The sequence below is a fragment of the Candidatus Accumulibacter sp. ACC005 genome (assembly GCF_907163215.1).
GTDB classification, from domain to species: domain Bacteria; phylum Pseudomonadota; class Gammaproteobacteria; order Burkholderiales; family Rhodocyclaceae; genus Accumulibacter; species Accumulibacter regalis.
The window spans coordinates 67,627-89,656 of record NZ_CAJQUB010000011.1 but is presented as its reverse complement, the minus strand read 5'-3'; the positions used below and the strand labels follow the sequence as shown (position 1 = coordinate 89,656).

Annotated in this window: 22 protein-coding genes, 1 tRNA gene and 1 pseudogene; 8 read left to right on the top strand and 16 right to left on the bottom strand. The window is 62.5% G+C overall.

What is annotated here, in order from left to right:
- Positions 1-24: 24 nt before the first annotated feature.
- The 6 genes from ampD to QZ613_RS12740 form a co-directional block, all read right to left on the bottom strand.
- On the bottom strand, positions 25-606 hold the full coding sequence (ampD, locus tag QZ613_RS12765) for a 1,6-anhydro-N-acetylmuramyl-L-alanine amidase AmpD (RefSeq protein WP_043567077.1): 582 nt from the start codon (positions 604-606) through the stop codon (positions 25-27).
- Positions 603-1,973 carry a sigma-54 dependent transcriptional regulator gene (locus tag QZ613_RS12760; RefSeq protein ID WP_291901051.1) on the bottom strand — a complete coding sequence of 457 codons (1,371 nt, stop codon included), beginning with the start codon at positions 1,971-1,973 and terminating at the stop codon, positions 603-605. Before QZ613_RS12760 ends, ampD begins: the two co-directional genes overlap by 4 nt.
- A complete protein-coding gene (locus tag QZ613_RS12755; protein ID WP_043567082.1) occupies positions 1,964-3,553 on the bottom strand; it encodes an ATP-binding protein in 1,590 nt (529 codons plus the stop codon). Before QZ613_RS12755 ends, QZ613_RS12760 begins: the two co-directional genes overlap by 10 nt.
- A 9-nt stretch (positions 3,554-3,562) precedes the next feature.
- Positions 3,563-3,805, bottom strand: a complete 243-nt coding sequence (locus tag QZ613_RS12750; protein WP_291863180.1) for a PP0621 family protein — start codon at positions 3,803-3,805, stop codon at positions 3,563-3,565.
- Positions 3,806-4,052: 247 nt separating this feature from the next.
- Positions 4,053-4,129 (bottom strand) — tRNA-Pro (locus tag QZ613_RS12745).
- 18 nt (positions 4,130-4,147) lie between these two features.
- Positions 4,148-5,116: a polyprenyl synthetase family protein gene (locus QZ613_RS12740; RefSeq protein ID WP_291982735.1), complete on the bottom strand. Its 969-nt coding sequence runs from the start codon at positions 5,114-5,116 to the stop codon at positions 4,148-4,150.
- Between the two features lie 162 nt (positions 5,117-5,278).
- Here QZ613_RS12740 and rplU point away from each other — a divergent pair, with 162 nt between their 5' ends.
- From rplU to proB, 4 genes are all read left to right on the top strand, one after another.
- A complete protein-coding gene (rplU, locus tag QZ613_RS12735) occupies positions 5,279-5,614 on the top strand; it encodes a 50S ribosomal protein L21 (RefSeq protein ID WP_043567087.1) in 336 nt (111 codons plus the stop codon).
- Between the two features lie 19 nt (positions 5,615-5,633).
- Positions 5,634-5,897 (top strand): 50S ribosomal protein L27, encoded by a 264-nt coding sequence (gene rpmA, locus QZ613_RS12730; protein ID WP_043567090.1) that lies wholly within the window; start codon positions 5,634-5,636, stop codon positions 5,895-5,897.
- A gap of 117 nt (positions 5,898-6,014) precedes the next feature.
- Positions 6,015-7,121 (top strand): Obg family GTPase CgtA, encoded by a 1,107-nt coding sequence (cgtA, locus tag QZ613_RS12725; protein WP_043567091.1) that lies wholly within the window; start codon positions 6,015-6,017, stop codon positions 7,119-7,121.
- Positions 7,122-7,123: 2 nt separating this feature from the next.
- A complete protein-coding gene (gene proB, locus QZ613_RS12720) occupies positions 7,124-8,242 on the top strand; it encodes a glutamate 5-kinase (RefSeq protein ID WP_291982733.1) in 1,119 nt (372 codons plus the stop codon).
- A gap of 174 nt (positions 8,243-8,416) precedes the next feature.
- Here the strand turns inward: proB and QZ613_RS12715 are convergent, their stop codons facing one another.
- Both QZ613_RS12715 and QZ613_RS12710 read right to left on the bottom strand, forming a co-directional pair.
- Positions 8,417-9,415: a site-specific integrase gene (locus QZ613_RS12715; RefSeq protein WP_291865017.1), complete on the bottom strand. Its 999-nt coding sequence runs from the start codon at positions 9,413-9,415 to the stop codon at positions 8,417-8,419.
- Positions 9,412-9,606, bottom strand: a pseudogene (locus tag QZ613_RS12710) (integrase); the annotation flags it as partial. The pseudogene QZ613_RS12710 and the gene QZ613_RS12715, both read right to left, overlap by 4 nt.
- Before the next feature lie 184 nt (positions 9,607-9,790).
- On the opposite strand from QZ613_RS12710, the gene QZ613_RS12705 reads away from it, so the two are divergent.
- From QZ613_RS12705 to QZ613_RS12695, 3 genes are read left to right on the top strand one after another with little or no spacing between them, the layout of a single operon-like run.
- Positions 9,791-11,032: a site-specific integrase gene (locus tag QZ613_RS12705; RefSeq protein ID WP_043565942.1), complete on the top strand. Its 1,242-nt coding sequence runs from the start codon at positions 9,791-9,793 to the stop codon at positions 11,030-11,032.
- Positions 11,029-11,964, top strand: a complete 936-nt coding sequence (locus QZ613_RS12700) for a tyrosine-type recombinase/integrase (RefSeq protein WP_043565945.1) — start codon at positions 11,029-11,031, stop codon at positions 11,962-11,964. The genes QZ613_RS12705 and QZ613_RS12700 overlap by 4 nt, the downstream gene beginning before the upstream one ends.
- On the top strand, positions 11,961-12,959 hold the full coding sequence (locus QZ613_RS12695) for a tyrosine-type recombinase/integrase (RefSeq protein WP_043565948.1): 999 nt from the start codon (positions 11,961-11,963) through the stop codon (positions 12,957-12,959). The genes QZ613_RS12700 and QZ613_RS12695 overlap by 4 nt, the downstream gene beginning before the upstream one ends.
- Here QZ613_RS12695 and QZ613_RS12690 read toward each other — a convergent pair.
- Both QZ613_RS12690 and QZ613_RS12685 read right to left on the bottom strand, forming a co-directional pair.
- Complete coding sequence (locus QZ613_RS12690; protein WP_291982731.1) at positions 12,862-13,800, bottom strand: tyrosine-type recombinase/integrase; 939 nt, start codon at positions 13,798-13,800, stop codon at positions 12,862-12,864. The two genes, QZ613_RS12695 and QZ613_RS12690, sit on opposite strands and share 98 nt — an antisense overlap.
- Positions 13,797-15,032 (bottom strand): site-specific integrase, encoded by a 1,236-nt coding sequence (locus tag QZ613_RS12685; RefSeq protein WP_291981328.1) that lies wholly within the window; start codon positions 15,030-15,032, stop codon positions 13,797-13,799. Before QZ613_RS12685 ends, QZ613_RS12690 begins: the two co-directional genes overlap by 4 nt.
- 482 nt (positions 15,033-15,514) lie before the next feature.
- Between QZ613_RS12685 and QZ613_RS12680 the strand changes: the two genes are divergently transcribed.
- A complete protein-coding gene (locus QZ613_RS12680; RefSeq protein WP_291982729.1) occupies positions 15,515-16,246 on the top strand; it encodes a lipopolysaccharide kinase InaA family protein in 732 nt (243 codons plus the stop codon).
- Here QZ613_RS12680 and QZ613_RS12675 read toward each other — a convergent pair.
- The 6 genes from QZ613_RS12675 to bamE form a co-directional block, all read right to left on the bottom strand.
- On the bottom strand, positions 16,243-17,454 hold the full coding sequence (locus QZ613_RS12675; RefSeq protein WP_291901047.1) for an MFS transporter: 1,212 nt from the start codon (positions 17,452-17,454) through the stop codon (positions 16,243-16,245). The genes QZ613_RS12680 and QZ613_RS12675 overlap by 4 nt on opposite strands.
- A gap of 228 nt (positions 17,455-17,682) precedes the next feature.
- A complete protein-coding gene (gene zapD, locus QZ613_RS12670; RefSeq protein ID WP_043567095.1) occupies positions 17,683-18,438 on the bottom strand; it encodes a cell division protein ZapD in 756 nt (251 codons plus the stop codon).
- Positions 18,439-18,498: 60 nt separating this feature from the next.
- Positions 18,499-19,122, bottom strand: coding sequence for a dephospho-CoA kinase (gene coaE / locus QZ613_RS12665; protein WP_043567096.1), 624 nt, complete (start codon positions 19,120-19,122; stop codon positions 18,499-18,501).
- Positions 19,119-19,817: an SPOR domain-containing protein gene (locus tag QZ613_RS12660; protein WP_291901044.1), complete on the bottom strand. Its 699-nt coding sequence runs from the start codon at positions 19,815-19,817 to the stop codon at positions 19,119-19,121. Before QZ613_RS12660 ends, coaE begins: the two co-directional genes overlap by 4 nt.
- An 8-nt stretch (positions 19,818-19,825) precedes the next feature.
- Entirely contained in the window at positions 19,826-21,190 is a 1,365-nt protein-coding gene (locus QZ613_RS12655; protein ID WP_291982727.1) for a TrpB-like pyridoxal phosphate-dependent enzyme, read from the bottom strand.
- Between the two features lie 231 nt (positions 21,191-21,421).
- On the bottom strand, positions 21,422-21,913 hold the full coding sequence (gene bamE, locus QZ613_RS12650; protein WP_291863172.1) for an outer membrane protein assembly factor BamE: 492 nt from the start codon (positions 21,911-21,913) through the stop codon (positions 21,422-21,424).
- Between the last annotated feature and the right edge of the window lie 117 nt (positions 21,914-22,030).

The following is a 22,030-nucleotide window of genomic DNA, read 5'->3' as shown; positions in this document are numbered from 1 at the left end:
GCCCTCACCTGCCGCGCTAGGCGGTCAGCGGCAAGCGCCCGGGAAGTCGCCGATTGACGCCAGGCGGCGCCAATCAAAGTGAGGACCCGGGTCTGTCTTTCGACCTGGCGCGATATCGCTGTGGCCAACGACGGCTTCGATCGGGTAGGCCGCGCACAAGGCCCTGATCAAGGCGCGAAGGCGACGGTACTGAACCGGCGCGAAGGGCAAGTCGTCGCAGCCCTCGAGTTCGATACCCAGAGAAAAGTCGTTGCACCGCTGACGCCCGTTCCAGCTCGACAGACCCGCGTGCCAGGCGCGTTGCGCGCAGGAAACAAACTGGATCAGCTCGCCGTCTCGACGGAGCAGGAAATGGGCCGAGACGCGCAGCGTGCTGATCTGCGCAAAATAGGGGTGAGCAAATGCGTCTAGGCAATTCCCGAACAGACGAATGATCCCGTCACCACCGAACTCTCCCGGCGGCAGGCTGATCGCATGGACGACGATCAGTGACACGGCCTCTCCTTCGGGACGCGCGTCCTGATTGGCCGATTCGCTTCGCCGCGCGCCTGGCAACCAGCCGTCAGCGCGCAGCTGGCGAGCGCTCGCGCAATGGCGCAAGCTCATTCCTCGATGCGCAGCCGCTCGATGCGATAGCGCAAGGAGCGGAAGCTCACACCAAGCAGCCTGGCCGCGGCGGTACGATTGAAAGCAGTCTTGCTCAAGGCCTCCAGAATCGCCTGCTTCTCGATGCGGTTGATGTAGTCGTCGAGTGTTTCACCGTCCCGACCGAGGCTGCCACCGACCGCGGTGGCGGGCGCCAGTTGCAGGTCGTCAACGAGGACCGCATTGCCGGAGCACAAGGCAGTGGCGCGTTCGAGAATATTTTCAAGTTCGCGGACATTGCCGGGAAAACTGTAATTCTCCAGCGCACGCAAGGCTTGCGGCTCCAGACGCGGCACTTGCCCGTCGCAGATGCGCGCCAGCAAGGCCGCCACCAACGGCGCCACATCTTCGTGACGTTCGCGCAGCGGCGGCATACGCAGTTCGATGACGTTCAGACGGTAGTAGAGGTCCTGGCGAAAGAGCCCCTCATCAACGCAGATCTTCAGGATCTGGTGGGTCGCCGATATGATGCGCACGTCGACCAACTCCTCGACGGCACTACCCACCTTGCGGACTTTCTTCTCCTGTACCGCGCGCAGCAGCTTTACCTGCATCGCCAAGGGCAAATCAGCAACCTCGTCGAGAAAGAGCGTCCCCCCTTTCGCCGCCTGAAAAAAACCTTCACGGTCGCTATCGGCGCCGGTAAACGCCCCCTTGCGATAGCCGAAGAACTCGCTCTCCATCAAGTTCTCGGGAATCGCGCCACAATTCACGGGAACGAAGGGCGCCGCATGCCGTGAACTCTGGTCGTGGATCAGGCGCGCAGCGAGTTCCTTTCCGGTTCCTGACTCGCCCGAGATATAGACCGGCGCTTGACTTCGTGCCAGCTTTTCGATCATCTGGCGAACCTGCTCGATGGCCCCCGACGCACCGATCAGCCGGCCGGTGGCGGCGACCAAACGCCCGTCATCCGAAACGCCGTCCCGCCGTGGCAAACTGAGCGCCGACTTGATCAGGCTGCGCAGCTGGTCCAGGGCGACCGGCTTGGCCAGATAATCAAAGGCACCCGCCTTCAGTGCAGCGACGGCGTTCTGGGCGCTGCCGAAAGCCGTGATCACCGCCACCGGCGTCTCGCCGTAATCCTCACCGATCAGCTTGACGATCTCCAGCCCGTCACCGTCGGGCAATCGCATGTCGGTAATGCACAACTGATAGGACTGCCGTTGGAGAAACCCCCGTGCCTCGGCGATACTTGCCGCACAGTCGGCGGACAAACCCATACGCGCCACCGTCAGGTCGAGAAGTTCACGAATGTCTGCCTCGTCATCGACCACCAGCACTCTCGCCAACTCGCCGCGCGGGCGACGCTCCGTCTTGGCTATTGACACCCTGTAGCCCTCCCCGACATACGAAAATCGGCACCCGGCCCGGCGCCATGAAGTTCGAGCAGCGCTCCGTTCGCCTCACATAATTCGCGTGCGATATAGAGACCCAGACCGGTACCGCGGTGATGCGTGGTGAAGAAGGGCTCGAAAATGTGTTCGCGCTGCTCGGCGGCAACCCCTTCGCCGTCGTCAATGACATGCAATTCGACCTGCGTGTCGGCCTTGCCATCGCACGCGACGACACAGACGCTGCCGGCAATGCGCTGCGAATGACGCAGCGCATTGCCGAGAAGATTTCCCAACACCTGATGAAAGTGTGAGCGATCGAAACAAAGAGCGGCCACGCCCGACAACTCGAGGTGCACGACATCGGCCGGCAACTTCTCCTTGACCAGATACTCCTCGATCAGCAACGGCAAAGTCTCGCGCAAGTTGATCACTTCCCGATAGGTGCGATCGCGGCGTCCGAGTTCGAGCACATCGCTGACGATACGCTCAAGTCTCTTGGTATTATCCAGCATGATGCGCAGCAAGCGTTCGTACATCTCGCCACGGCGTTCTTCACGCAGCAGTTCGCCGGCATGACTGATCGCCGACAGCGGGTTGCGGATTTCGTGCGCGATATTGGCCGTCAGGCGGCCGAGCGCGGCCAGCTTCAGTTGCTGAGCCTGTTCCTGCAAGCGACCGAGGTCTTCAAGAAACACCAGGACATCGCTTTCCGAACTCGCGGTCGGCGCAAACCTTGCTCGCAACTGCATGCCGCTCCCCGGAATGCGCACCAGCACCACCTCTTCGCCGCCGCTCCGACACCACTCGACGAAACCAAGCGCCAGTTCGGGCGAGTACTCGGCCAATAGATCTTCGCGACTGCTGTCGAGGGCCAGCAATTGCCTGGCGCGCGGGTTGCTCTGCCTGACCCGGCCATCACGGCGAAGGACCACCACACCATCCTGCATCTCCTCGATGACCCGCTGACTGATCACCGTCTGGTTCTTCAGGTCGACGCCACGCTGCAGCGCCAAGGCCTCATTGGCGATCACCCGGCGAGCCAGCAAGCGCGCCGATACCGCGACCGCGAAGAAGCCGGCACTGAACAGGCCGGCGTGAAAGAAGCCGGCCACGTCGACAGCGTCCTGCAAGGCGCGGTAGGAGTGCTCGAACAAGACCGCCAAGGTCGCCATCGCCGCGTAGAACAAGACCAGGCGCCCCTGCCCGACGAGACCGGCACCGGCCAGGGTCACCAGCAGCATCGAACCAAGACCGCTGCCCAGGCCGCCGCCGACATGGATCAACAGCGTCATGACCAGGACGTCGACCAGCACGCTGGCCGTCAACTGCATGGTGGCGTGCTGCCGATGACGATACGCCAAGATCACCGCCAGCGCCGTGCTCAACAGGTACGCGCTGGCCAGGCCCAGGTGCTGCAGACTCTGGTTCGGGCTGAGGAAGGGAAAAGCGGAGGGGTACAACAGCGCCGACGTGAAGAGCAGCGAGGCGACGACGAAGCGGTAGAGGTTGAAGTAGCGTAGTGACTTCCAGTGCGTCTCGGAGAAATGTTCAACGCCGAGGGTGGCGGTGGTCAAGATGGCACCTCAGGAATCGTCAGACGCACCAGCGTCGCGATGGGCAGCGCAGCAGTAGTAGCGGCCGTCGGCCAGAACACTCTCGCTCACTGGCTGATTAACCCCGCAACGCGTGCACTGCACCATGCGTTCGGCTTCGCGCTGGACAGTGGTGTGGTGGTTGGCAGCGCTGCCGCGTGACGACGTCCGCGACTTGCGCCAGAACCACCAGAGCACCCAAACCAGCCCGATTAGCAGTAGATATTTCGTCATCGAAAGAAAAACCCAGCACAGCGCGCAAGAATAGCAGAGGCGCTCGCAGACGGGGAACGACAAGCGACAAGACGCCAGGAAAAAGCCTCACCAGCAACGAGACCGGCAGGGGCGAAGCATTGCCACCAACCATGGCGCACGGAACGGACCTGGCAGTCACCGCGAAGATGGCTGCGACTGGTCACGAAGAGGATCCGAAGTTGATCAAACGATGCCGCGAAGGCCAGAAAGGCCGCGGTGAAACGGGTGGTCGGGGCGAGAGGATTCGAACCTCCGACTCCTGCGTCCCGAACGCAGTACTCTACCAGGCTGAGCTACGCCCCGACCGAGGCGACAACTGCGCTAATAATTTCTAGCGACAGCGAAGAGGCATAATTCTAGCAAGGAATCCTTGTATTGAGAAGCAGGCACAACGTCTAAAGCTGCTGCTGCAAGTTCAGCCTCGACCTTGGCTTTCTGTCTCGCGTAGTCGAGTGCACCGGTGGTACGAATGGCCGCCAGAACCTGCGGGAAATCGTCCCGGCCACCGTTCTCGATGGCCCGGCGTACGCAAGCCGCCTGTTCCGGATTGCCATTGCGCAGGACGAAAATCAGCGGCAGCGTCGGCTTGCCTTCAGCCAGATCATCGCCCAGATGTTTGCCGGTCTCGACTTCGGCGCCCGAGTAGTCGAGAACGTCGTCAATCAGCTGAAACGCCGTGCCCAGGTGGATGCCGTAAACGGCCATGGCCTTTTCGACCGCTGCGTCACCGCCACCGATGATCGCGCCCAACTGCGCCGCCGCCTCGAACAACTTGGCAGTCTTGTAGCGGATGACCTGCAGGTAGCCCTGCTCATCGATGCTTGCGTCATGGCAGTTCATCAGCTGCAGCACTTCGCCCTCGGCGATGACGTTCGTCGCATCCGACAACACCCGCATGATGCGCATGTCGTCGACCACCACCATCATCTGGAAAGCTCGCGAGTACAGGAAATCGCCTACCAGCACACTGGCCGAATTGCCGAACATGGCATTGGCCGTCTCACGGCCGCGCCGCAAGTCCGAGCCATCGACGACATCATCATGAAGCAAGGTGGCCGTGTGGATGAATTCGATCACCGCCGCCAACTCGTGATGATGGGTGCCGCGGTAGCCCAAGGCCCCAGCCGACAGCAGTACCAGCGCCGGACGCAGCCGCTTGCCGCCGCTCTGCACGATGTACTCGGCAACTTGACGGACCAAAGCCACTTCGGAATGGAGGCGCTGGCGGATCACCGCGTCAACGGCCCTCATGTCCGCCCCGATCAGGCTGTACAACTGCTCCATTCTCACGAGAAGGCACCTTGGCACAAAAACCTCGGAATCTTAGGCGCCGGCCCGCCTTGCGTCAAGCGAGCGATGGCCCAAGTGATCGCAAACTCTTTGACGGAGCAGGAAGATTCCGTATAATGCGCGGTTCTTCATCTCACTTTGTTCAGTTCCTTGGAGTCCAACATGTACGCGGTCATAAAAACCGGTGGCAAGCAGTATCGCGTTGTCAACGGCGAAAAATTGAAAATAGAACAGATACCGGCAGACGTTGGCGCAGAAATCACCTTCGACCAGGTGCTCATGGTTGGCGAAGGCGAAACGGTGGCCATTGGCACACCGTTCATCGCCAGCGCCTCGGTCAAGGTCACTGTGCTTTCGCAAGGTCGTCACGACAAGATCCGGATCTTCAAGTTTCGTCGGCGCAAGCATTCGCAGAAGCATCAGGGGCATCGCCAGAATTACACCGAAATCCGGGTTGACGCGATTGCCAATGGCGCGGCGCTCGACCCTTCAGCCTGATTTGAGAGGAGTCTGACTCATGGCACACAAGAAAGCTGGCGGCAGCGTACGCAACGGCCGCGATTCCGAAGCAAAACGGCTGGGCGTCAAGCGCTACGGCGGTCAATTGGTCCGCGCCGGCAACATCATCGTCCGCCAGCGTGGCACGGCCTTTCACCCTGGCGAGAACATGGGCCTGGGCAAGGATCACACGCTCTTTGCGCTGGTCGACGGCCACGTCCAGTTTGCCATCAAAGGCGCCCAGCGCCGGCGCACAGTAAGCATCGTTCCAACTGCCGACTGAACCACCGGTACGCTGGCTTGCGCAAGCAGCCAGCCCGGCGGTACCAAGCCCTATCGCTGGCGATAGGGCTTTTTGCTTGCATATCTGGAAAGACGGACAGAGCGGACAGACGCAGCCATGAAATTTATCGATGAGGCGAGAATTCTTGTCGCCGCTGGTGACGGCGGCAACGGCATCGCCTCGTTCCGACGCGACAAGTACGAGCCCGAGGGCGGCCCGGACGGCGGCGATGGCGGCAACGGCGGCAGCGTACATTTTGTCGCCGATCGCAACGTCAACACCCTGATCGAGTATCGCTATGCGCGCCGGCATCGCGCCCAGCGTGGCCAGAATGGCGGTTCCAGCGACTGCTACGGGAAGCGCGGCAAGGACCTGACGCTGCGCGTCCCGGTCGGCACCACCATCGCCGACGTCAACAGCAACGAACTCCTTGCCGACCTCGACGTCGACGGCAAGAAGGTGCTGCTCGCCAAAGGCGGACGAGGCGGCCTCGGCAACATCCATTTCAAGTCGAGCGTCAATCGCACGCCCCGTCAGTGCACGCGTGGAGAGGAAGGCGAGCAGCGCGAATTGCGCCTGGAACTGCGCTTGCTGGCCGACGTCGGTTTGCTCGGCCTGCCCAACGCCGGCAAGAGCACCTTCCTGCGCGCCGTCTCGGCAGCACGTCCCAAGGTCGCCGACTACCCGTTCACCACCCTGCAGCCACATCTCGGTGTGGTGCGGGTAGGCCACGACCAGAGCTTCGTCATCGCCGACATTCCCGGGCTGATCGACGGCGCGGCAGAGGGCGCTGGCCTTGGCATCCGCTTTCTCAAGCACCTCGCCCGAACCCGCCTGCTGCTGCACATTGTCGATCTGGCGCCGGTCGACCCCGCCGCCGATCCCGTACGCGACGTAGAAACGGTCGTTCGCGAACTCGAGAAGTACGATCCGGAACTCGCCACCCGGCCACGCTGGCTGGTCCTCAACAAGCTTGACCTGATCCCCGCGGACGAACGCGAGCAACGCATTGCGGACTTCCTGCAGGGCTGTCACGCGCAGGCGACGGGCATTCCGCATTTCCGCATCAGCGCGATCAGTGCCGAGGGTTGCCGCGAACTCACGCGCCAGTTGCAGGAGGCGTTGCAGAACCTGGTCGCCGCCGAAGCCGTCGACACGAGGAGCGCTACAGTCGCCCCCCCCTTCGCCGGCGACCTGTTCGCAGACCAGCAAGACGAAACCTGAAGATGGCCAGCAGCCGCATCGGCAACGCCCGCAGACTGGTCATCAAGGCCGGATCGGCGCTGATCACCAACAACGGCGAAGGCCTGGACCTTGGCGCCATCGACGAATGGGCGAGACAGATCGCCGAGTTGCGCCAGGCGGGCAAGCAGGTCATTCTCGTCTCCTCCGGTGCGATCGCCTGTGGCATGCAGCGTCTTGGCTGGCGCAAGCGCCCACACGCCGTGCACGAACTGCAGGCAGCGGCAGCCGTCGGCCAGATGGGATTGGCACAGGTCTACGAGCGAGCCTTTGCCAGGTACTCCTTGCACACGGCGCAGGTCCTGCTGACCCACGACGACCTCGCCGATCGCAAGCGCTACCTCAATGCGCGCTCGACCCTGAACACGCTGCTCCGCTTCGGCGTCGTGCCGATCGTCAACGAAAACGATACCGTGGTTACCGACGAGATCAAGTTTGGCGACAATGACACGCTTGGGGCACTGGTGGCGAACCTCGTCGAAGCCGACTGCCTGATCATTCTCACCGATCAGCAGGGCCTGTTCACCGCCGACCCGCGCAAGGATCGGGCAGCCAGCCTGATCAGTGAAGCACGTGCCGGGATCGCCGCTCTGGAGACCATGGCTGGGGGCGCGGGCACGCAGTTCGGCACCGGCGGCATGCTGACCAAGGTCATCGCCGCCAAGCGTGCCGCGCGCAGCGGCGCGCATACCGTCATCGCCAGTGGTCGCGAACACGACGTCATTCTGCGTCTGGCGCGCGGTGAGTCGCTGGGTACGCTGCTGGTGGCCGAAACGCAGCCGATAACGGCACGCAAGCAATGGCTCGCCGACCACCTGCAACTCAACGGCAAACTCGTTCTCGACAACGGCGCGATCAACGCCCTGCGCGAAGGGAAAAGCCTCCTGTCCATCGGTGTCGCCGCCGTGCGCGGTGAGTTCGAGCGCGGCGCAGCCGTCGCCTGCGTTTCGAATGAAGGCCGCGAGATCGCGCGCGGCCTGATCAACTACGGCAGCAGCGACGCGCGACGAATTGCGCGCCGCGCCAGCCAGGACATCGAAAGCATCCTCGGCTACGTCGAGGAGCCCGAGATCATCCACCGCGACAACCTCGTTCTCAGCTAGCACGGCCCGGCCGCCAGCGGCCCTCATATGGAGGCATTGCTGCACGCTGTGCAACACTATGTCGCGTTCCGAACTATGCCGATCAATGCAGCTGGTTGCGCCTCAAGCACGTAACCAGCTGCCTTTCGAGCACCACATGGCATTTTCGGTCGGCATAGTCTTGATCGTCGCGGACTATAGCCCCTTGAGGAAAGCCAACAGTTGATCATCGGGATGGTAGCGGCCGGCTTTGCTACCGGGAGGTGCCGCCTTGGCCAAAGCCTGCTCTTTCATGGCCAGATTCGCGTCGAGGTAGATCTGCGTGGTCTCGACCGATTCATGACCAAGCAACAACGCGATCAGGGAACGATCCACCCCGGCCTGCAACAATTCCATGGCCGCGGTATGACGCAGCACATGCGGTGTCACCCGCTTGTGCATCAAAGACGGGCACGTCTTGGCGGCAATCACGACATACTTGGCAAGGAGATATTCGACCCCGTCCGAACTCAGGCGAGTTCCACGGGCGCTGGGAAACACGATGGCATCAGCGCTGTCTGGAACCTCGCACAGCCACGCTTTCAGAACGGCTGCCGTTTCCCTGGTCAGCGGCGTGGCGCGTTCCTTTCGCCCCTTGCCAAGCACTCTGACATGAGCACCCGTGCCCAGAAACACCGCATTTCGGCACATGCCGGTCAGCTCGGAAAGGCGCAGCCCGCATTGAACGGCGACCAGGAGAATGGCGTGATCGCGACGTCCCGAGCACGTACGCTGATCGGGGGCGGCCAGCAAGGCTTCGATTTCCGGTCGAGTCAGGAAACCGACCTGACGGCGCGTAAATCGCTGACTGGGAATGGCGAGCACTCGCTGGATCTGGGCCGCGTGCTCCGGCACCTCGAAGGACGCGTAGCGAAAGAAGGAGCGGATCGCGGTGAGTCGCAAATTGCGGCTGCGAGCAGTGCTGCCGCGGTTCTTCTCCAGGTCCTCCAGGAATTCAGCAATCAACGGGGCGTCGATCTGCTCGAATGCCAATTGATTGGGTGGCTGACCGAGCTTTGCTTGCACAAACCGCAGCAGCAGGCGGAAGGTGTCCCGGTAGGAGCCAATCGTATGCGGGCTGGCCCGACGTTGCTGCATCAGCCGCCGCGTGAAGAAGCCCTGCAATAGCGCGGGGAAACTGACCGTCACGTTCATGGCTGTTCCTCCCAGCGTTGTTCGAGACGCGCCATCGCCTGCCCCATCAATTCCGGAGAAGCGCTGAGATACCAGTAAGTGTCGGCGACATGGACATGTCCGAGGTAGGTCGACAGGACCGGCAAGCGTCGCTCGACGTCCTCGCCCGAGCGGTACCATTGCAACAGTGTCTCAACCGCAAAGCGATGACGTTAATTCCGAGACCGGAATTATCGGCATAACTCCGAGACCGGGATTATTCCGAGGGCGGTGTCGGTAGTTTTCAATACATCGAGTTGTTGCTCGACTTGCGCCGGAAGCGGCGCTTGATTTCTCGGCATTATTCGATTGTCGTCTCCAACTGGGAATCTTCCCGGATCTTCAAGGAGACAGACGATGACGCTCACTCGCCACGGTGCGACAACAGCACCCGATGGACAGCCTTGCACTGGCCCGCTGGCACCCCACGTCGAGGGCTTTGCAGCGCAACTTTCGCGCAAGGGGTACGCGCAGACCACGGTTCGCGCAAAGTGTAATGTGCTGGCCGATCTCAGCCGCTGGCTCGAGCGGCGTCGGCTGACTCTGGCAGCGCTTGATGAGGATCGGCTGACGCAGTTCTTGGCAACCCTTCGCCACGGGGAGAAGAAGTGGCGAGGCGATTCGGCCACCGGTCAGCAGCTTCTCGAGTATCTGCGCGGCAGTGACGAAATCGCGGCGGCTGCACAGAGGATTGATAGAACTCCGGCCGCCTGCCTCACGGGCGATTTCGAGGAGTTCCTCCACTCCGAGCGAGGTCTGTCACGGTCAACACTGATCTCCTACTTGCCCATCGTGCGGCGCTTCCTCGATGAGCGGTTTGGGCGCGAGGCGTTGCACCTCGAACTATTGCGACCACAGGATTTGCACGGCTTCATTCTTCGCGAGCTCCTGCGTATCAGTCGTAGCCATGGCAAGAGAGTCATCACCGCGCTGCGCTCGTTCTTGCGCTTTTTGCTGCAGCGTGGCGCTATCCAGACCGACCTGGCCCGCACGCTTCCAGGAGTGGCCAGCTGGAGACTGTCGCATCTGCCCAAGTCGCTACCTCCCAAGCAGGTGGAACAATTGCTCGCGTGCTGCGATCGCAGCACCCCGACGGGCAAGCGCGACTACGCGATCCTGTTGCTCCTGGCCCGGCTTGGATTGCGTGGCGGCGAGGTGCTGGCCATGACCTTGGAGGATCTCGACTGGGAGCGCGGTGAGATTGTCGTGCGCGGCAAGGGCCAACGGCTGGAACGTTTGCCGCTGCCCGAGGACGTTGGCGCGGCATTGGCGTGCTATTTGTGTGAGGTCCGCCCCGCTTGTGCGACGCGTCGCGTATTCATCCGGATGAAGGCTCCCCTGCAGGGTCTTGCGGGCCCCGTGGCCGTTTGTTGCATTGTTCGGCGCGCCCTCCAGCGCGCTGGGTTGAACCCCGAGTTCAAGGGGGCTCACCTACTGCGGCACTCCCTTGCAACCAACCTGCTTCACCGAGGCGCGTCCCTGGGCGAGATTGGACAGCTGCTGCGTCACCAGCAGCCAACGACGACACAGATCTATGCCAAGGTGGACATCGCGGCCCTGCGTGGCATTGCCCTGGCGTGGCCGGGAGGTGCGTCATGAGCAAGTTGCAAGCTGCACTCGATGAGTACCTCGCGGTTCATCGCGCCCTTGGGTACAAGCTACGCTTGGCCGGGCGCTTGCTGCAACGCTTTGTCGAATTCGCCGAGCGCGAGGGTGCCACCCACATCACCTCCGAGCTCGCATTGAATTGGGCAACACAGCCCGCCGCTGCGCAGCCCGCCCAATGGGCTAACCGCCTTGGGATGGTGCGTCGCTTCGCGCTATATTGCAGCGCGAGCGATCCGCGCACCATCGTGCCACCGTCGGACTTGCTTCCCCACCGGTACCACCGTCCCGAACCTTACCTGTATCGCGACGAGGAGATCACGCGCCTGCTCGAGGCAGCACGACGCCTACCGTCTGCTACGGGTCTGCGGCCTCATACATTCGCCACGCTGTTCGGCCTGTACGTGGCCGCCGGTCTGCGGGCCAATGAGCCCTTGCGGCTCGACCGCGATGACGTCGATCTCGTCAACGGAGTGCTGACGATTCGCGACACGAAATTCGGGAAGTCGCGCTACGTGCCGGTGCACCCCACCACGCAACGTGCATTGCAACGCTACGCCGCGCGACGGGATCGTTGGTGCCACGATCCCGAAACGCCGAGCTTCTTTGTCTCGGACCGCGGAACCCGGCTGACGGATTGGTGCGTGCGTTGGACCTTCGTCAAGTTGTCGCATGAGATCGGCCTGCGCGGCGCTGGCGATTCCAGAGGACCTCGTTTACATGATCTACGTCATCGACTGGCCATCAACACGCTCCTCCGGTGGTATCAGCGCGGCGTCGACGTCGAGCGGCACCTGCCGCAGCTGTCGACCTATCTCGGGCACGCCCATATCACGGACACCTACTGGTATTTGACCGCCACGCCGAAGTTGCTGCACTACGCCCTGCAACGCGTGGAGCGCTCCAAGCAAGGACAGCGGCCATGACCGCCATCAGTACGCTGCCGTCCCTGCTGCAGGGGTTCTTCATGGATCGGCTCATGCAGCAACGTCAGGCGAGCCCTCACACTATTGCGAGCTATCGCGACACCTTTCGTTTGCTCATGCAGTTTGCGCAACAACGCCTGCGCAAGGCGCCCTCGAATTTGACGGTGCCAGAACTCGACACGCCGCTGCTCGGCGCTTTTCTCGATCACATTGAGCGTGAGCGCAAGAACAGCGCCCGCAGCCGCAACGTTCGCCTCGCTGCCATTCATTCGTTCTTCCGCTACGTGGCACTGCATGCACCGGAGCACAGCGCAGTGGCGCAGCGCGTGTTGGCCATGCCGAGCAAGCGCTATTCGCGCTGCCCGATCGCCTTTCTGACGTCGGTCGAAGTCGACGCGTTGCTTGCCGCGCCTGACCTCACGAGCTGGTCAGGGCGCCGTGATCGGGCGCTCATGATGCTGGCCATCCAGACGGGGCTGCGCGCCGCGGAACTCACCGGCCTTCGCTGCGAGGACATCGTGCTCGGAGCCGGTGCACACGTGCGATGCGAGGGTAAGGGCCGCAAGCATCGGTGCACGCCGCTGCGTAAAGACACCGTTCGCGTGATACGCAGCTGGTTGCGCGAGCGCCAAGGCCAGCCTTGCGAGCCGGTCTTTCCGACTACGCGCGGAACTGCATTGAGTCACGATGCGCTGCAATACATGCTGGACAAGCATCTCATCGCCGCAGGTCGACAGTGCCCATCGTTGGCAGGCAAGCGGGTAACCCCCCATGTGCTGAGGCACACGCTGGCGATGGACCTACTTCACAACGGTGCCGACCAGACCATGATCGCTCTTTGGCTCGGGCATGAATCGCCCGAAACCACGTCGATCTACCTTCATGCAGACATGCAGCTCAAGGAACGCGCGCTCGCCCATACGACTGCCAAAAAGCTCCCGACACCCCGCTTCCGGCCAAGCGACCATGTAATGGACTTCCTGAAGAGCCTCTGATAATTCCGAGGATTTCGCTGCCTGATCGCCCATTCAACTCCGACGGCGCGGCGCCGTATGGCACCGCCCTCGGAATAATCCCGGTCTCGGAGTTATGCCGAAAGTCATGCAGGCGCGGCCCGTGACTGGCCGTCTCACCGCGCAGGCCTATCTGGCGTGACAGCTTGTAGAAGGTGCGGTGAATATCGCCGATGTCCAGATGATTTCCTCGGCTGGTGATGAAGAAGTACGAGGAAGCGGGGTGATCTGCGACGAAGCGTTCTCGGCGTGCTTGGTACTGCGCCAACACCGTTTGGGTCGACGGATGAATCGGCACCAGACGGGATTTCCCGAACTTCGTGCCGCGAACCGTCAACAAGCCCTCCTGCAAATCGACATCGTCGATCTGCAAGCGAATGGCCTCACCAATCCTCAAGCCAGCGACACTGAGCAAGCCGAACAGACAGTGAAACGTCCAGGGGCGCAAGCCATCGCCAGGCGGAAGGTCCAGAGCACCACGAAGCAGGCGCGCGACTTCCTCGTCTGAGTACAGGTACGGTCGTGCTCGGCGGGGGCGATACGGCAGTAGCTCCGGCGGCGGAATCTCGGTTTGTGGGTCGCTCGCCTGATAGTGACGGGCAAAACTGCGTACATGGCCAAGACGCTGTGCACAGGTTGACGGCTCAGCGGATGGATTCTGCTGTGCCCATTCGAGAGCGAGCGGTATCGTGACGTGCGCGGCGCCTCGCTCCTCAAGAAACGCGGCAAACTTCGCCAGACAGATTCCGGCATCGCGCAGTTTGAATCCCAAGCTACGTCGCAAGGCCAGGTAATCCTCAATTGCTTGTGCCAGTGGGCTCATTGCGCACCTCCCGGCCACGGCAGGGCCAAAGGACGCAACAAATCCAGATCGACCTTGGCGTAGATCATCGTGGTTTGCGGGTTGCGGTGGCGCAGGATCTCACCGATCTCGGTCAGCGACGCCCCTTGCCGGAGCATCCGGGTCGCTACCGAATGGCGCAGCAGATGCGCGCCCTTGTGGGCGGGATTCAGGCCGGCGTTATCCAGTGCGCGACGAACGATGGTGCCAATCGCTGCCGAACTCAGAAATCCGCGGTACGGCGCGCGCATGCGGATGAACACCCGTCTGGAGGAGCAAGCGGGACGCGAGTGATGCAGATACTCAGCCAATGCCGCGCCGACATCCTGAGGAATCGGTAGTCGGTCCGTACGCGTCTCGCTGGACCGAATAGAAATCTCTCCCGCTTCCCAATCGAGATCCTCGAACAGCAGGGCGACCACTTCGCCGGCACGCAGCCCCAACCGAGCGAGCAAGAGCAGAATGGCCCAATTGCGGCGGCCAAGCGCCGTTTCTCGATCACAGTGGGACAGGAGGCATTCCACTTCGTCCGATGACAGTCCCTTCGGCAACGACGCCATCGACCAAATGGCCACCGTCGGAACGATCGATCGCAGATCAATCGTGATGAGGCCTCGGTACCGCGCGTATTGCAGAAATGCGCGTACGGCCGTCGTCACCAGCTTGGCGCGCTTGGGGCAATGGAGGCGAGCCGCTTCCCGCTGGACAAAGCCCACCACATCGGCCGCCCGCAAATCCTCGAGCCGCGGTTCGCCATTGGCAAAGCAGTGAACGAGCAGGCGCGTAGTGAATTCCAGGTAGGTGACCACCGTCGCCGGCGCCAATCCGCGTTCTTGTTCCAGATAGCATCGGAATTCCTGCGCCAACCGTTCGGCCGGCGTGCGCTCCCTTTCCGGCTCTTGGGCTACGATGCCTTGCTCGACCAGAAGGGCGAACAGTCGTCGCAGGATCGCCGAATCACCCGACCTGCGGTGCCGGTGGCTTGATCGGCAATCCAGATAGCGTTCAAGGTGTTTCGTGGTCAGTTGCGGGACAACGATTCCGCGCTCACTCAACCAGTGACCGAGATCGGCCACGACTTGCAGCGCATAACGGCTCGAAGCCCGGGCGTATCCTTCGGCGCTCAATTGCTTGGCAAACACGTCGACATACGCACCGAACAAGCCTTCTCGCATGCGGACCGGCGTATGCGGATCTTTGTAGAACTGTTCCATTACGATCTCCTTCCATAGGGGCGTATTGCCCCGGAAGGAGATCAGACTATGCCGAGCATACCGGTGCTCATCGACCAGCCTTGGCAGGGTCGAGACTCAAACTCGGAATAGTTCGGAACGCGGCATAGTGGCGACTATGCCGAGCTCGGCATAGGAGGCACACCATCGGCACCCAGCGCAGCGCCAGCCCGGGCTTGGCCGTGAGGGCGCTGTGCTATGCTTGAGCCCTCCCGAGTGCCGCTCCGGCCCGGGCCTCCGACTCAGAGCAGACCTATGCGCGCCAAGCAAGAACGGCCCCTCCAGCCATGCGTTTCGGATAACTCGGCGGACGTTCGTTCGCGACGGCACCCCCACGTTCGCCATCGCAAGTGGTTCTCCGACCGCCTAGCGACTTCGGGTTGCGCCTGTTCGTCTGGCCCCCCTACGTTCTGCGCAAGAAAGCCGCCCGAACCCGCGAAGTCCAGACGAGCTGGAACTGCGCGATGAACGCGGTCGACCTCTTTCGCGATCAGGCAAGCCGCGAGCAATTGGCCGCCAACGATCTGGCGGGCTTTGGCGCACTGTGGTCTCTGGAGACCGACTGGCACGAGGCTCCCAATGAACGGCGCGGCGGCTGGAGCGGCGTCAGTCGGCACCTTTTGCGCGACGGCAGCGCCATCTTCCTCAAGCGACAGGACAACCATCTCTGCCGGACGTTGCGCCATCCGCTCCGCGGCATCCCGACCTTCTATCGCGAATACCGCAACATCCGGCGCCTAGACCAGCACCGGATCGGTACGCTCGAGGCCCTCTATTATGGCCACCGGCAGGAACCCGGTCACTGGCAGGCAATCCTCGTCACCCGCGCACTTGACAGCTTCAGCAGCCTCGACGAGTGGAATGTCGCGCATGCGGACAGCGGCCAGGGGCAGCGCCAATCGCTGATTACGGCCGTTGCCCAGGCCTGCGCGCGCCTGCATCATCACCGCCTGCAGCACAGCTGTCTGTACGGCAAACATATCTTTGTGCCGCGTGCGGCGAAGCTGGGCACCGCCTACCAGGAAAGCGACATCCGCTTCATCGACCTGGAAAAACTACGCCAGGGGATCAGCCGCGGGCGTGTCGGTGCGCACGATCTTGACCAGTTGATGCGCCATACCGAAGGCTGGAGTGCCGCCGAACGCAGCGCTTTCCACGCCGCGTACCGGCAACGGCGCGACGCCCTGAAGCGCTAGCTCGCCGTGCCGGGCTGGGGAAGCGCCGCTTCCCTGATCGGCAGGTTCAGCAACGCCGCCACCGCCGCCAGGGCAATGTCGGCATACCACATCCAGCTGTAGTCGCCGAACTGCGTCAGCGCAAGGCCACCAAGATAGGCGCCGAAAAAACCACCGACCTGGTGCGAGAGCAGAGTCATGCCGAACAGCGTTCCGAGGTAGCGCACGCCGAATAGCTTGCCGACGATCGCTGCCGTCGGGGGCACCGTGGCCAGCCAGGTGAAACCCAGTCCAGCGGCAAAAATGTAGAAGGTCAGGTCGGTCTTCGGTGCCAGCAGGTAGATGGCAATCATCGCCGCACGCGAGGCATACATCCAGAACAGGACGTACTTGCTGCGGTAGCGGCCGATGCAGGCACCCGCGTAGAGGCTACCGAAGATATTGGTCAGGCCGATGATTGCCAGTGCCCAGCTGGCGACCGACGACGGCAGGCCGCAAAGGGCGACTTCGCCCGGCAAGTGCGTCACCAGAAAGGCGATGTGGAAGCCACAGCTGAAGAAGCCGAGATTGAGCAGCTGGTAACTGCCATCGCCGACGGCGCCGCGCACGCTCTGCCACAAACCCGCTTCGCCGGCGGGCGCCGACGGCTTTTCAATCGGTCGCGACACCACCCGGACCAGCGGCGTCGCCGCCAGAGTCATCACCGCCAGTGACCACATCGCCCCCATCCAGCCGAACATCTGAATCAAGGCCTGCAGGAGGGGGGCAAAAACGAACTGCCCGAACGATCCGCCCGCATTGATTACCCCGGAAGCTGCCGCCCGCGCCGCTGGCGGCAGCCGCTGGCTCGAAGCCCCGATCAGAACCGAGAAGCTGCCGGCACCGGAGCCGATCGCCGAGAACAGGCCGAGCGACACGACCAGACCGGCGGTGCTGCTCATGAAGGGGGTAATCGCGCTGCCAAAAGCGAGGAGCAGCAGCCCGCCGAACAGCACCCGCCCCGGCCCGTAACGGTCAGCCACTGCGCCGGCGAGTGGCTGAATGGCGCCCCAGGTAAATTGCCCGACGGCCATCGCCAGACTGATCGAGACGACGCCCAGGCCAGTGCTGGTATTCAACGGCGAGAGGAAAAGCCCGAGCGATTGCCGGGCGCCCATGGTGACCATCAGGATGCCGGCAGCCGACAGGGTGACCGCCCACAAGGCAGGTTGATTGAGAGTGCGGAACATCGGGCGGCTCGCGATCTGGCGGACTGTCGTCCGGAAGCCCGGATTGTAGAACGAGTTGGCTCCCGTTCGGGTCGCCTTTGCCGACCCTGCCGGCAAGGGACGCGTCGACGGGCGAGGAGCGGGCTGGATCAGGACGGCAGCACGCAGTAAAACATGAAGGAGGAAGGAGGAAGCGAGGAAGCGAGGCCGGCGCGATCTGAAGCCCGCCCGAAAGAGCGCTCTTGCTGCCTACAGATTGCAGAAAAGCATGTCGAATTCGACTTCACTATCCGACTGACGGGGTCGATGATCGCTGTCGGGACGAGTGAAGCGGATATTCAGTGCGTACTTGTTGGCGCTGATTTCGGGAATGTAGGGATCGTCGAGCTTCAGGGAAATACGCACCATCTGCGAGCTGCTCCCACCGAGCATCATCTGGAAAGCACCATTGGCAGCCACGTGATGTTCGGGACGGCCGCTCGCACGCAACAGACGTAGGACGATTGCCAGGGCGTCTCGCAGGGGCAGCATCGGCTGTAGCCAGCCAAGCAGCGCCTCACGCCGCGCGCCAGGCTCCTGGTGCCGCCAGTAGTGGTAGGACGGCAGATCGAACTGGCAGACCCCACCGGGAATGCTGGCCCGACTCTTGATACTCATCAGCCAGTCGTTGTCGCGCAGGTGCTGGCCGATCTTTCCAGTCATGGCGAGCAGCGCCGCCGACGCCTGCTCGACTTCCTGGAGGGCGGCGTTGAGCGCTTGTTCTGAGATTTCCGGGTTGTTGCGAAAAGCGAGCAGACTCTGGCGCTGACGTTCCAGCTCCTGAATCAAGTCCATTTTCAGGTCGGCACGGCCCGAGACATCGAGAATCTCGAACAGGGTCAGCAGCGCGACGTGGTGCTCATGCGAGCCGTCACGCTGCATGAAGCTGCCAACCTTCTGGAACAAATCCTCCAGACGCAACAGGGTGCGTATGCGTTCATTGAAAGGATATTCGTAGGTAATCACACTTCCGCCAGCGTCAGAAACGGGAATTTTCGATAATTCTGAAGCATTTGCAACAAAACCTCAACGCCCAGCATGAAGTTTGGCACTGGCCAGCTGCAGATAGCGCTGGTGCAGGACTTCGATCTGAGGACGCAAGGCGTCGAGTCCGCCATCGTTGTGCAACACGTCGTCGGCCGCCGCTCGCCGCTCGGCACGCGTCGCCTGTGCGGCCATGATCGCCTGCACGGCCTCGACGGCCAGGCCGTTGCGCGCCGTAACCCGGGAAATCTGCAGAGCTTCGGGGCAATCGACCACCAGCACCCGATCAGCGCGCCGACGATAGCTCGCCGTTTCGATCAGCAAGGGCACCACCAACATTACGTACGGGGCGTTCTCGGCGGCGGCACAGCACGCGTCGCTGCGCAGGCGAATCAGCGGATGCAGGATCGCTTCCAGCGTCTCCTTGGCGAGCGGATCGGCGAACACGAGACGGCGCATCGCAGTGCGATCGAGACCGCCGTCAGCACGCAGCACAGCGTCACCGAAGGCCGCCTCGATCGCCGGCATTGCCGCACCCTGCGGGCCACTCAGCTCATGGGCGATGGCGTCGGTATCGACCAGCGCCACGCCACGCGCCGCGAAGAGCTCAGCCACCGTACTCTTGCCACTGCCAATGCCTCCGGTCAAACCAACGACAAAACTCATTGCGTCACCTCAGCCGGCGCGGGACAGGGGGCAGCGCCGGCCTTCGGCAGCAGCGCGACAACCGCCCGCCGCAAGGCGTCCAGCTCGACCGCAGGACCATGGACTTCAAGCTCGGTAAGCGCCGCCTCACTCCGGCGCTCGCCGACGCGGGCCGAGCGCACCCCTCTGGCGCGCAGCGCTTCGAGGCGCGCCTTGGCGGCGTCCTCGTTGCGATAGGTTCCCAGCGAAATCGCCAGCGGGCTGGGGCCGCTGCTCGAAACGATGAAATAGTCCTTCACACCGAGCTCCTGCAACTCGACGACTTTCCGGTTGGCTTCCTCCCTGCTGGCCAGCGGCGGAATGAAAACCCAGTAACCAGTGATCTCGCCAACCGTATTGCGTTTCACCTTCAGCGCCGCAAATCGATCCGCCAGCAGACGCTCGACCTGGTCGGCATCGCCAGCGACCAGCTGGCTCCACCGCTGACAGCTTTCGACGGGCTTCTTGTCCCCCCCATTGTCGAGCACTTTCTCGGCGTCCGCTTTCTTGCTCGTTGGCCGGGGCGGTTCGCCACGCGAGACGATGCTCACACGCTCCGGCACGAGTTGCTGCGCAAGGCGCCGCGCGTCAGGGTTGTCCGACGCGCCCAGGTAACCCTGCGTCCACACGAACAACAGAAGGTTGGCGAGCAGGAGCAGGAAAACGGTGATTCGCATCGAAATGATCATCCGACCTTGGGCAGGTTTTCTAGCGAAGCACGTATGGCCTCCGCCGGATACTCGAAATCATCGAGTTCGCCGGCGAAATACCGGTCGTAGGCTGCCATGTCGAAATGCCCGTGACCCGTTAGATTGACAAGAATCGTTTTCGCCTCGCCACTGCGTTTGCAACGCAAAGCCTCGTCGATCGCCGCCCGCAGCGCGTGATTGGACTCGGGCGCCGGAATGATTCCCTCGGCACGAGAAAACATGACGCCGGCTTCAAAAGTGGCAAGCTGCGCGACCGCGACCGCCTCGATCAAGCCCTCGTGGTAGAGCTGCGAGACCAGCGGCGAGTCACCATGGTACCGCAATCCACCGGCATGAATCCCCGGGGGCATGAAGTCATGCCCGAGGGTGTACATCTTCATCAAGGGCGTAAAGCCCGAGGCATCGCCAAAGTCATAGGCGTAGGCGCCACGCGTCAAGGTCGGGCACGAGGTCGGCTCGACGGCGACCAGCCTGGTCGGTCGACCGTTCCGGCCACCGGCGGCGTTGTCGGCGATGAACGGAAATGCCAGCCCGGCGAACGACGAACCGCCACCACAGGGTGCAAAAATGACGTCCGGCCAGTCGGCGACCTTCTCGAACTGCTTCTTCGCTTCCTGACCAATGATCGTCTGATGCAGCGCCACGTGATTGAGCACCGAGCCGAGCGCGTAACTGGTATCCGCGCGCCCGGCGGCCTCTTCGACGGCCTCGGAAATGGCAATTCCGAGCGAGCCCTGGTTGTCTGGATCGCTCGCCAGCAGATCACGCCCAGTCTGTGTCATTGGCGATGGGCTAGCGAACACCTCGGCACCCCAGGTCTGCATCATCGAACGCCGGTAGGGCTTCTGCTGGAAGCTGACCTTGACCATGTAGACGCGTACGTCAAGGCCAAACATCTGGCCGGCAAAAGCCATCGAGCAACCCCACTGGCCAGCCCCGGTCTCGGTAGTGATCCGTTTTATCCCCGCCTGCTGGTTGTAAAAAGCCTGTGCTACGGCGGTGTTTGGCTTGTGCGAACCGGCGGGTGAAACACCCTCGTACTTGTAATAGATCCGCGCCGGCGTGGCGAGCAGCTCTTCGAGCCGCCGAGCGCGGATCAAGGGTGACGGACGCCACAGCCGGTAGACTTCGCGCACCGGCTCGGGGATCGGAATCCAGCGCTCACCCGACATTTCCTGCTCGATGATCGCCGCCGGAAATATCGCCCCCATCTGCTCCGGCGAAACCGGCTCGCCGTCCGCAGCGAGCGGCGGCAGCGGCGGCGTCGGCAGGTCGGCGACGACGTTGTACCAGTGCGTCGGAATTTCGGACTGATCGAGGGTAATGCGCAGCGATTCCACGAAACCTCCCGGCATTCTTCTTGTTGAGCGAATCCGCGGAGTATACCCCGGGACACCCCTACTGATCACCACCGCCGAATACGGAGCGGCGCCGCAAAAGGCACCGGAAGGTCGGTGTTACGGGCTGCGCAAGACCGCTCTCGCCTGAAAAACGAGGCGCTGGAATCTGTCACCGGCGGGTGTGCGCCCGTGCCGGCCACGGGCAAGGAGCGTTGGCCAAGCGGCACGGCATCACCCGCCGGCCGGCGCAAAGTTGGTACTGGTCCTGGTGACCACCCCGTCGTTGTTGAAATGGACGTTGAAGTACCAGGTCATCCCCGGCTCGACCTTGGTCTTCCAGTCCCACACCTTTTCCTGTTTCAGCGAGAAGTAAAGCTCGTGCGCCGGTCGACCGAGCAGGTAACGCACTTCGTCGCTGCTCATGCCCGGGCGAACCTTGGCGAAGTTTTCCTCGGTGAGCACCTGACGCACCTCGCGCAGCAACTTGTCGGGCCCGATGACCAGCATGTAGTTGACGACTCCCTCGGGCGTACGCGGATACTCCCAGATACGCGTGCCGTCGGCTTCTACCCACTCCAGAGTGGGTTCGCCCATCAGTTTGCGCACTTCATCGGCACTGCTGACGCCGGGTTTGAGTTTGCTCAGCCGGTCCGCATCGCAGGCCGAGAAGGCAAGTGCGGCCAGTCCGGAAAGCAGGAGACCGGCGAAGAGTTTCATCGACATGTTTTACCGCGCTCCACTGACTGCGACTAGAATCGGTTCCGCGAAGCCGCGAGTATAGACGACCCGACAGCAAGGAGCCCCTGTGAGCCCGATCGAACCCGCAGGTATTGCCCGCAA